At 65.7% G+C, this 10,368-nt stretch carries 14 protein-coding genes; all 14 read left to right on the top strand.

The window, feature by feature from the left end; genetic code table 11:
- Positions 1-325 (top strand): hypothetical protein (locus ACOGXA_RS00070; RefSeq protein WP_419923572.1); only part of this gene is annotated, 325 nt, incomplete at its 5' end.
- Positions 322-1,023, top strand: a complete 702-nt coding sequence (locus ACOGXA_RS00065) for a hypothetical protein (protein ID WP_419923571.1) — start codon at positions 322-324, stop codon at positions 1,021-1,023. The genes ACOGXA_RS00070 and ACOGXA_RS00065, both read left to right, overlap by 4 nt.
- Entirely contained in the window at positions 1,016-1,423 is a 408-nt protein-coding gene (locus tag ACOGXA_RS00060; protein ID WP_419923570.1) for a hypothetical protein, read from the top strand. The genes ACOGXA_RS00065 and ACOGXA_RS00060 overlap by 8 nt, the downstream gene beginning before the upstream one ends.
- Positions 1,420-1,716 carry a hypothetical protein gene (locus tag ACOGXA_RS00055; RefSeq protein WP_419923569.1) on the top strand — a complete coding sequence of 99 codons (297 nt, stop codon included), beginning with the start codon at positions 1,420-1,422 and terminating at the stop codon, positions 1,714-1,716. The genes ACOGXA_RS00060 and ACOGXA_RS00055 overlap by 4 nt, the downstream gene beginning before the upstream one ends.
- 55 nt (positions 1,717-1,771) lie before the next feature.
- Entirely contained in the window at positions 1,772-1,924 is a 153-nt protein-coding gene (locus ACOGXA_RS00050) for a hypothetical protein (RefSeq protein ID WP_419923568.1), read from the top strand.
- A complete protein-coding gene (locus ACOGXA_RS00045; RefSeq protein WP_419923567.1) occupies positions 1,921-3,180 on the top strand; it encodes a terminase large subunit domain-containing protein in 1,260 nt (419 codons plus the stop codon). The genes ACOGXA_RS00050 and ACOGXA_RS00045 overlap by 4 nt, the downstream gene beginning before the upstream one ends.
- A gap of 462 nt (positions 3,181-3,642) precedes the next feature.
- Complete coding sequence (locus tag ACOGXA_RS00040) at positions 3,643-3,867, top strand: hypothetical protein (RefSeq protein WP_419923566.1); 225 nt, start codon at positions 3,643-3,645, stop codon at positions 3,865-3,867.
- A gap of 85 nt (positions 3,868-3,952) precedes the next feature.
- Positions 3,953-5,245, top strand: coding sequence for a hypothetical protein (locus tag ACOGXA_RS00035; protein WP_419923565.1), 1,293 nt, complete (start codon positions 3,953-3,955; stop codon positions 5,243-5,245).
- Positions 5,246-5,617, top strand: coding sequence for a hypothetical protein (locus tag ACOGXA_RS00030; RefSeq protein WP_419923564.1), 372 nt, complete (start codon positions 5,246-5,248; stop codon positions 5,615-5,617).
- The gene (locus ACOGXA_RS00025) at positions 5,618-6,181 is read left to right on the top strand and encodes a hypothetical protein (protein WP_419923563.1); all 564 of its coding nucleotides are present in this window, start codon (positions 5,618-5,620) and stop codon (positions 6,179-6,181) included. It abuts the gene before it with no gap.
- 21 nt (positions 6,182-6,202) lie between these two features.
- A complete protein-coding gene (locus tag ACOGXA_RS00020; RefSeq protein WP_419923562.1) occupies positions 6,203-7,738 on the top strand; it encodes a hypothetical protein in 1,536 nt (511 codons plus the stop codon).
- Positions 7,739-7,740: 2 nt separating this feature from the next.
- Positions 7,741-8,208: a hypothetical protein gene (locus tag ACOGXA_RS00015; protein ID WP_419923561.1), complete on the top strand. Its 468-nt coding sequence runs from the start codon at positions 7,741-7,743 to the stop codon at positions 8,206-8,208.
- 101 nt (positions 8,209-8,309) lie between these two features.
- Positions 8,310-9,848: a hypothetical protein gene (locus ACOGXA_RS00010; protein ID WP_419923560.1), complete on the top strand. Its 1,539-nt coding sequence runs from the start codon at positions 8,310-8,312 to the stop codon at positions 9,846-9,848.
- A 10-nt stretch (positions 9,849-9,858) separates the two neighbouring features.
- Positions 9,859-10,368: fibronectin type III domain-containing protein (locus ACOGXA_RS00005; RefSeq protein ID WP_419923559.1), on the top strand; the 510-nt coding region annotated here is incomplete at its 3' end.

Here is a 10,368-nt window from a genome sequence, read left to right as displayed (position 1 = left end):
AAACAACTCGGTGCTCGCTCGGGTCGGGTATAAGGGGCGACTGTTCGACATCGACATTTTCTCCTGGAACGGGATCCCCATCCCGACAACTGCGGGGGCGAACACGTTCGCTCTCCGGGGGCGTAACTGGCCGGTGTTGTGCGGGGTGTCGGCTGGGGCCGCCGCCGCCATCCGGGCGCCGCTCGTCCAGTACTGGACGCCGGAGACCAACCAAATCTCCGACAATCCCGAGCACCTGCTCCGGCAGGTCGGCGACTACGGATACCTCACCCTCGAGCCGTCGCTCTTCACCTACGCCAGCATTGACGGGGGTGCCGACTCGTGACCATCGGGAGGACGAAAGACCTCCAAATCTGGGTGGCCACCGCCTCTGCGGCCCACCAGGTAACCAACCTGCTCGGGATGACCGTGAACGGCACCGCGGACGTCACGAACGAGGACTATTTCGGGCGGGAGATCGAACTGGCTTCGGTGCATGCGGTGGGCACCGGCTACGACTTCTCCACCCTGTACGACACCGCCGCAAATGATGCGGTAATCGCCGGCCTCCTCGGGTCGGCCTACTCGTCGGGGGTGACCCCGCCGACGCTGATGGTGTTCCAATCGGGTGGGCCGTTGGAGCATTGGCAGGCTCACCCCGTGAGTTTCGCCCGCCCAGGGATCGACGCGCCGGCGGCTGACGCCATAACCCGCCCCTGGAGCCTCGCCGCGGCGGGCAGGGGCGGCTATGGTCGTACGGTGGTGCCGTTCACCACCAACCCGGCAGGCAGCCCAGTCAATGTGCTCGCGGCCAACGCCGGGCGTGACCAGGAGGGCGTCGCCTACATTCTGGTGACCGACATAGGCACCGCGTCCAATCTGGTACTCGCCGACGGGAGCACGTCGCACAACCTGACCGAGTCCAACGGCGTCCAAACGGTCAGCCTGTCTACCACCGCCGCCGCGGTGACTATCGACTCCTCGACCGCCGCCGCCACCGGGTTCGTCCTTGTGGGGGCCAGGGAGGTGGTCGCCAGTGGCTAGCAGCACAGTGCGAGCCCGCTCCGGCTCCCAACAGGTACTCAAGGTGGGGCTGGGCGCCACGGCCAATGTGACCATCGCCGAACCCGGCCTCGAGTCGGGGTTCTCCGGCCTCACTTTGGAGCCCACCCCCAACACCTTCGAATCCAAATCGGGGGGCCTGACGACCACCCACAACGCCGGGGGAGTGGTACTCACCGGCAGTTTCGACATCGACGAAACCGAGCGCACCCTCCCCGTGTTGTTGGGGGGCAACGGTCGCCGCTACAAGGTGGAGTTCACCCGAGCCACGGGCGTAGCCGCCATCACATTCGACGCCATATTCGCCATCTCCCGCACGTTCGAGGACCGCGGCAAGCGCACCTTCTCGGTGACCGTCACCGTCGATGGTGACGTCACATGACCGGAGCCCAGCAGCTATGGCGGCGGGAGTTCGAGGTGGACGGGCCGACCGGCCCCGAGGTGTTCTCCGCCTCGTACAACATCCTCACCGCTCGGGCCTACCTGGAGCACGTGGCGGCTGTTGAGGCCGCCGAGGACGCCGACGACGACGAGAGACACATCGAGGCCGTGTTGGGCGCTCTCGGGGTGATGTGCGACCTATCTGACCGGGAGGGGATGATCGAACCGGCAGATTTGCCCCTCCAACTCATCGGGGAGGTATACGCCGCTCACCCGGCGTTTAAAAGCCTCTGACCGAGCGTATCGGGTGGGGCAGGCCCACGGCGAGGGCCTCGCCTCTCATCCGCTCGTGAGCGACCCGTACGCCGTCGCTCTCGCTCTCGGCTACCGATTCGGCATCAACCCCTACGAGCTCCTCAAAATGGCCGCCCACGAGCTCCTGGCGTGGAACGGGTACGTACGCGGGAGAGACCGCGGAAGAGAAATAAGGACTGCCCGATGATCCAGTGGTCACCTAAGCAGAAGCGGGTGGTGGAGGCCATATCCCAGTCGCCGGAGACCGAGAGCGTGGTGGTGGTCGGCCCCGTCCAATCCGGCAAGACCCTCTCCAGCATCCACGCTTTTCTCTGGTGGGCCACCAGCTCATACACCGGCGAAGACTTCCTCCTCGGAGCCCGCTCCCGTAAGCAGGCCCAGGGAACCATCCTCCGATACGCCACCGAGTGGAGCCAGATGATGGGCGCCGGGTGGCGGCGGCGGGAGGACTACTACACCATGAGGTCGACGAGGGGCGGCTATAACCGCTTCTTCGTGCTCCTCGGCGGCAAGAGCGGCAGCGAGCAGCAAGCCCGCTCGTTCGCCGCCCGCGGCGCTCTCGGAGACGAAGCCACCCTCCTCGACGACGAATTCCTCAACTCGCTCGCCGACCGGTGCTCCCGACCCAACGCCAAATTTGTGCTGGTCACCAACCCGGCAGGCCCCGCCCACCCGATCAAGACCGATTGGGTGGACGCCGCCGACGGCCACACCATGGTTCACATTCCATTCGAGCTGGCCGACAACCCCACATTGACCGCCAGCTATGTGGCCGGGCTCCACCGCCGCTACCACGGCGCCATGAAGAAGCGGATGGTCTTCGGGCAGTGGGCCGTCAGCAGTGGCGCTATTTTCCCGCACATCGCCGAGGCCATCCGCGTCCTGCCCACCGATTTTGCGCCCTGGCAATACACCCTGGGCGTCGACTGGGCCCACTCCAGCGTCACCCACGCCGTCCTCGTGGCACATATGGGCGACGGCACCCAGTGGGCCATGGACGAATGGCGCTACGACGGCCAAGACGCCGGCCCACTGTCAGAGGCCGAACAGGCTCGGCGGATCATCCGATGGCTCGGAGACCGCCGCCTCACCCGCGTCAGTGTCGATCCGCACGCCATGAGCATGTGGCAGGCCCTCCGAGAGCGCATCCAAGCGCCAGTGATAGTCGCCGACAACACCGTAGCCCCGGCCCTGCAGCACCTCCGCACCGTGACCGAGGAGCACCGCCTCCTCATCGCCTCCCGATGCCACCACCTCGTCAAGGAGCTCCACAACTACCAGTGGGACGACCGGGCCGCCCTCCGCGGCGAGGACAAACCCCTCAAGGAGAACGACCACGGCGTCGACGCCCTCCGCTACGACCAATGGACCGGAGCAGGCCCCAAGCGGGCCGTGCGGGTCATACGCTCCAAGCATCACGCCCGGCGTCTCGGGTTGGTCTAATGTTCGGGGCCGAGGCCCTGGAGAGCACCCGACCGCCCACGGACAAGCAGAGAGCCTACGCTCTCGAGCTTTGTAACGCTCTCGGGGCCTCACTCCCCACCACCGAGGCCGAATACTTCGCCTACAAGCAGGGAGAACCCCCTCATAGGTTCGACTATCACCTGTTCATCCAGTGGCTACGGGAGAAATGGCGGGAGTCTCGACAAGAGGTTTAGGCTCCTGAGTTGCACAACTGGCGTGACCGTGTGTAAGATGACATCTTATGACAGAAACACCCAGCCCCCCCAAAGCGAAGGCCTTCTGTGCCGAGTGCGGCGCTTACACCGTCCACGAGTGGACAGAGCGATGGAACATCCGCGTCGATCACCAGGGTCTCTACCCCAGCTACAACCGGTGGCGTCGGTACGACATCAAGACCTGGGCCTGTACCGGATGGGGCGCTCCAAGAGAGGACACTATCACATGAATCCGAATCCCGACACCGCCGCCTCGCTCGCGGCCAACCGAGCGACCCTCCCACCCCGCCCCGTCACCATCACCCCCGAGGACGGGTGCGAGTGCGGATGCCATCCCAACTACGAGACCGTCGTACGGCGGTGCCAGAGAACCGGGTACTTCCCGCCCGCCGATCCCGACGACACCTCACATCTCGGGTGTTACTACTGCTCAACCGCCATAGGCCGCTAACGTCCGGTAGGCTCCTTTTCTCTCAAGAGGACAAACCCAGAGAGGCCCCCGCTCCGGCGGGGGCCTCTCTTGTATCCTGGGTGCGATGGCCTATCGCACCTCCTACGAGGGTCTCGGCATCGAGGCCCCCGACCTCACCACCACTCTCACCGATCCCGTCTCCTTCGACGTCTACATCCGCCCCGACCAGATCGGCCCCCGTAAGGAATGGCCACCCGCCCGCTTCCGCGCCCGCAACAAGCGGCTCGACTATCTGGCGGGGCTATGGCGGGGGAGTCTCGGAGCCGCCATAGACCTCGGCGCCAACCCCGTAGTCGTAAACGAATTCAAGGCCTACTCCGTCAAACTGGCCAACTTGCTGCTCATGAGCGAGCCGACCGCTCCGGGGGTGTCGGTGACCGCCGAGACCATCGAGGAGCTCGAACCCAACACCCGGGTGATGGGCGACGAAAACGGGCTCATACAGGTGTGCTTCGACGCTCTCATCGACCTCACCCGCTACGGCGGATGCCTGCTCCTCCGCCTCGGCGGCGGGTTGTCGGTGGTGGAGCCCCGAAACTGGTACCCCACCCGAGAGATGGGGCACCTCTTCGTCTCGCCGTGGCTCTCCGACGAGGCCCCCGACATTCGCCCCGACCGCCTCGATGTGGTGTGGGTGGCCGAGTCCGGGGTGACCAGAGACACCTACGCCTTCGACGGCGAGACCCAGATCGGGGAGCACTTGGACGGTGAGCTGCTCGGAGACGGGCGGGTAGAGGTCGTCGCCCGCGACCCCCGCCAGGGCATCTGGGGAAGCGCCAAATACTTGGAGATATGGGCTCCGGTGGCCGAGATCGCCCGCCGATACTCAACCAACTCGCGGGTGCTCGACCTGTTCACCGCCCCCTCGCCGGTGTTTCGCCAAGGGGATTTGGACGCCCGAGCCCGGTTTAATGTGACCGCCGACGACACCCAAATTCAGGCCAACCAAAAAATCTTGGAGGGGCAACTCGGGATCATCACGGGTGACACCATCCACCTCCCCGACGACCTCCTGGACATCGAATACCTCCAGCCGCAAACCGAGGGAGTGGCCCACGCCCTGGCCCAGGTGGAGGCGATGAACATGGCCCTCCGGGACATCGCCGGGCTCCCCAACCTCCAGGGGCAGACACTCTCCGGGGAGGCGCTCAAGCGGCTCTATATCCACTTCTACGCCGAGACGTCGCAGATCCAAACGACCTTGCGGTTGGCGCTGGAGACACTGCTGGAGGCGGCCATAGATTGGCCGCACATCTTCGATTCGGGGCTATTCGACGCCGAGCCGGTGGAGGGCCGGGGAGGCCCCAACGCCGTCTCCGACCCAGTAGCCGAGCCCGACACCGACCCGGAGGTGTAGGTGGGTCTCAAGGGGCGGATAGACACCGCCCTCGCCACGGATGGCCGGTGGACGTTCTCGCCCTGGCAGGCGCCGGAGCTCCGGGGGCTCTCCACCAAGCCCGTGGTCTCCACCCGCTATGTCGGCACGGTCGCGTTGGCCAACCGTCGGCGGGTGGCGGTGGTGGTGCGGATCATCTTCGGCCCCGCCGAATCGTCGGAGTGGGCCGAGGGCGACGACATCCAGCTCTGGGACGAGCGGCTCACCGATGCGCTCAACCAAGTGGAGGACTGCTTTCCCGAGCTGCTCTCCTCCCATGTTGACTATGACCATCGGGTGGCCGGTACCCGCCGCCCGTACATCGCCGCCACCATCCGAGCGGTCGGCCCCTAAATGGTCGCCAACCCCGCCGCCAGCGTCGGCCAGGCCGTCGGCTTCGTCGTCGACGTCCTCCTCGACGACCAGGGCAACCGGCTCACCAACCTCACCTCCGGCGACGCGTTCGAGCCGGGGTTCTTCGGCGACCCCCGATACCGCCCCGACTCGTTCATCGAGGACCCCGTGATATTGGAAAATTTGAGAGATCAGGCGGGGGAGCTACTCCGAGAGAATCCGCTCTGGCCGGTGGTCACCGGCGAGAGCCTCCGGGGGTTCACCGCGTTCATTCGCCGCGACAAAAGGATCGCATTCCGCAATTCGGAGGTGTACGCCATCTTCGTGGAGACCGTCGACCCTCGGACCGACAAAGCGTATTTGCCGGGCGATCCCAACGCCACTCTCTACGCCACCCGATGGCTGGAGCACAACTTCGGCGACCTCACCATCTCGGTGTTTAAGAGCGTGAAGACGCTCTGGTCGCATCGGATGCTCTGGGGCGGCCAGCAGAGGCGGCTCAACGCCCGCCGCCGGGCGCGGGCGCGGGCCAGGGCCGAACAATCGACGGGCCGGGTGGGCTAAGTGGCCACCCTAAACCTCCTCGTGAGGCTCCGTGACCAAACACGGGCAGGCACCCGGTCGCTCAACCGCAACCTCAAGGGCGTCGGAGCCCAAACCCAGGCCATAGGCCGGTTCTCCCGGCTCTCGGGGGTCGCTCTGGCGGGGATGGCCACCGGCGCGCTCGCCGGTCTCGGGAGGCTCATCACCACCAGCCTCAAAACGTCGGATGAGCTGCAAAAGCTCTCCCAGACCACCGGCATCTCGACCGAGGGGCTCTCCCGGCTCCGGTTCGCCGCCGAGCAGTCGGGCACCTCGCTGGATGTGGTGGTCAAGGCCCAGCGGCGCCTCGCGGCCAACAGTGTGGACGCCGCCATGGGCATCGGCGACGCTCGGGTGGCGTTCGAAGAGTTGGGCATCAACGCCAAAGAGTTGGCCGCCCTCGAACCCGAGCAGCAGTTCGCCGTCCTCGCTGATGCCATCCGCTCGGTGGAGAACCCCACCCAACGACTCGCCTACGCCCAAGACATCCTCGGTCGCTCCGGGGCAGAACTCCTTCCTCTGCTCCGGGGCGGCTCCGAGGGCCTCCGCCGGCTGGGGGAGCAGGCCGAACGCACCGGCAACATCCTCTCCCAGCAGACCGCCGACGCGAGCGCCCGCGTTAATGACACCATGAACGAGCTACGCCACACCGTGAGCGGCCTCGGCCAAACCATATTCGAGGGGCTCCTACCGTCTCTGGAGACGGCGGCCAACGCCGCCAACTACGTGGTCAGAACCTACCGAGACCAGGCCCAGGCCACCGACGAGCTTGAACTCCGCAAACTCCGCCTCGCACGGGCCGCCGAAGAGGCCACCCTGGCCACCACCCGCCTCTCATTCGGCGCCGTGGAGCTCAAGGGCCAATATGTGGACCTCGACGCCGCGCTGGCGAGGGTGAACGCCATCACCGAGCGCCAAACCACCGTCTACGGGGCGCTACGCACGGCGTCGGACAACGCCGGGGAAGGCGTCGACGCGTTGGGTGATGAGGCCGACGAGACCGCCGACCAGATCGACGAGAGCGCCGCCGCCGCCCGGCGGGCCATCTCTTCGTATGACCGGCTGGCCGCCGCCGCCGGACGGGCCAGGGCCATAGGCCCCGCCAGATATCGGGCTCAACAAGAGCGGGAGGCCGAGGAGGAACGCCGCCAGCGGCAGCGTGAGCAGACCGGCACCGCCGGGCCGGGCATCCTCCCCGAGCCCATCGACACCCGCCCCCAAACCCCCGTACAAGGCCCCCACCGCCCCGGCTCCGGGGTCACCCGAGCCCCGTCAGAAAATTTGGATCCCCGCACCCCAGTGTTGGGCTCTGGTGGCATCGTCAGGCGGCCCACCCTCGCCGTAGTCGGCGACGGCGGCCCCGAAGCGGTCATACCCCTCCCACGCAACTACCAGACGGGGGGAGGGGCCGGAAATGGCGCTATGGGGCCTCTCATCCTAAACCTGATGCTCGACGAACGCCTCCTGGGCCGCTATGTTGTGGAGGAGGTCCAGAGGGCCGCCAACAGGGGAGAATTGACCCTGGAAGGAACATTATGAGATTGAAGAACCTGGACGCGTTTACGCTGCTACTCACTTCCGATGTTTGGACTTGTGTTTATTGTGGCGACCCCGCCGAGGAGTGGGATCATGTTGTTCCCGCATCATGGACGGATTTGATACCATCCCGAGCGAGCAACGCCGAGGATCGAGTCGTTCAAAGTTGTAAATGGTGTAATCGAACGCTCTCGGATTTGGCCCTATTCACTATCCCAAAGAGGGCCGAATATTTGGCCATTCGTCTCTACAAAAAACACAAGAGGCTTTTGAATGGCCCGCGGTGGTTTGGTGAGGATGACCCCGATTTCTGGGATTTGAAGAACCATGTAAAGGGCCATGTGGAGACCGAACAATTGATACGGGCTTCGGTTGAGTTGAGGCTAAAGCATTTGGAGATCATCTCCACATCCGATCTGTCAGTTAGGCAGGCCCGCTACCTCAAGAGGCACGGCCCGAAGGTAATCGAATAGGCCATGGCCAGCGGGTCCAGGATCGGCGATCATCCGGACATCTTTGATGCCAATCGGATCCTGGATGCTCGGAGCCGTCGCTTTAGGTTCTGGGCGGGTGTGTGGATCGTCGGGATAATCGGCTTGGCGTCGGCGATCCTGATCTCTGCTCTCGGCTGATGGCCCGGTCTCGCCCTCGGGTGGCCGTGTCCGCCGATTGGGGTGGTGTGTCGGCGGATATCTCGGGGGCGGTGGGGTCCGGTCGGGTGGATCACGGGAGCGGTGAGACCAACCCGGACCGGTCGACGGTTGAGACCGCCCGCGGCACGCTGGTGTTGGAGGGCGAGGACTATCAGCCGGGCGGCTCCAGCCGGTGGACAGAGGCCCAGTTGTCCACGAGGGCGGCCATCCGGGTGACGCTCGACACGGTGACATTGTGGGAGGGGTGGGTAGACCAGCCGAGGGCGGTCCCCAGGGCGGGCCGCCCCCAAACCCGCTATCGGCTCTCGGGCAAGTTGGACGAGTACGCCACCCGGCAGGTGGATGTCTCCTCGGCGAGCGCCAACCTCTACACCGACTCCACGCTATGGGCTGAGGTGACCGGCGCGGCCCCTCGGCTGACCGGCGCCGCCGGAGCGGGGATCACTTTCGCTCCATTCATGTTTGAAGGTAGGGGGTTCGAGGTCGCATCACTGGCCGCTCTCGTGGGCGGACGACTCGCCGGAGAAGACCGACTCGGCAGGCTCACAATGCCCACCTACGGCAGGCTCCCCCCCGCCGCCGACCAGAAGACGGTCAGCAGCGCGGCCCTGCTCATACAAAATGTGGAGACCGATAAGCGGGTGGAGCAGGTACGCAACCGGCTAAGAATCCCCTTCGATGTGGCGCCCGCATCCGAGACAGTGGGAGCAGATGCCCAAGGGTCTTGGGACGGGGTTGGAGAAACAGCCGACTCTCAGACGGGACGGGGACGGTACCAGCACACGGGAGTAGAGACCCTCCCTACGGTCACCTTCCGCCAGCCGGCGCCGACCGCCCCGACCACCTTCGGAAGAATGTCGGTGTCGGTGGCCAAAGTGGAGATCGAGGTAGCGGCCACCCAGCTCGTGGTGGGTAACGACCCCTTCACCTACCACTGGCGTTACGCGTGGGTGACCATCCCCTCCAGCCTCATATCGGCCTCCGGGAGTCAGTCCAACATAAACGGGCGGGAGACACTGGCGGTCACTATGAGGGCGGTCAGCGCCTCCGACGCCATCTCCTGGACGCTGGCCATCACCAACTCCCGTGGGCAGATGAGTACCCAGAATTGGGACTACGACGACCTCGACGACCTTCCCTTTTACCGGTCGGCTCTGACCCCGGGCCACTCTCACGGTCCGGGCCGCCGACCAAACCCAAGTCCAAGCGGCGCACCGCTCCGCTCACCGTCTCCGGGTGACTCTCCGGGTGTCGTGGACGGCCACCACTCCCCAAACTGCCGAGCAGGTCGTGGACAATATCCCGTCCCAAGGACAATGGGGCATCCGAGCGGTGGTGTGGCCGGTGTGGGTTACTGGGTCGGGCAACACCGAGCGTATCCAGGCCGACCTCGACGATTTGGCCGAGCCTCGCACATATCACGATGTGACCCTCCCGCTTTGGCAGGAAACCTCTGCTAAGAGTCGCCTGGTGGCCGCGCTGGACTACGGCGACTACGTGGACCTCGGGCTGCTCGACCGCCGCCGCGGGGTCAACCTGGCCGCCAAAACGGTGGTCACCCGCCGGGGCCTCTCATGGGGCAACGCCCAAGTGCCCGAGATGCGCCTACGACTGTTGGAGACCGGAGAGTCGGGCACCCCCGTAGCGGTTGTGGCCCCCGGCCCCCCACGCAATTTGGATGTGGCATCCCCCCGCTTCGACACCGTCAACATCTCCTGGGACGAACCGGACACGGGGGGAGCGGTCGAGCACTACGACCTTGAGCACCGGGTCGGCTCGACCGGCGCATACACCACCGCGGAGGTGTCGGGCACCTCCTATGTACTTACGGCCGTGGCGTCCACTCTCTATCAGGTGCGGGTGAGGGCATCGAACAGCGCCGGGCAGTCGGCCTATGTGACCGGGAGCGTGACGACGCCCGCACGCCCGTCTGTGGCCGCTCCAGGCCCGCCACGCAACTTGGACGTCGCCGCCCCCAAC

Source organism: Candidatus Poriferisocius sp. (genome assembly GCF_965208475.1).
GTDB lineage: Bacteria > Actinomycetota > Acidimicrobiia > Acidimicrobiales > Bin134 > Poriferisocius.
The sequence above is the reverse complement of the archived record's forward strand: the minus strand, read 5'-3'. Positions and strand labels throughout refer to the sequence as shown.

Coding starts and splice junctions, on each gene's coding strand:
- ACOGXA_RS00025 (WP_419923563.1), top strand. CDS start 5,618: ATGGTCGCCAACCCCGCCGCCAGCGTCGGCCAGGCCGTCGGCTTCGTC.
- ACOGXA_RS00035 (WP_419923565.1), top strand. CDS start 3,953: ATGGCCTATCGCACCTCCTACGAGGGTCTCGGCATCGAGGCCCCCGAC.
- ACOGXA_RS00045 (WP_419923567.1), top strand. CDS start 1,921: ATGATCCAGTGGTCACCTAAGCAGAAGCGGGTGGTGGAGGCCATATCC.
- ACOGXA_RS00055 (WP_419923569.1), top strand. CDS start 1,420: ATGACCGGAGCCCAGCAGCTATGGCGGCGGGAGTTCGAGGTGGACGGG.
- ACOGXA_RS00040 (WP_419923566.1), top strand. CDS start 3,643: ATGAATCCGAATCCCGACACCGCCGCCTCGCTCGCGGCCAACCGAGCG.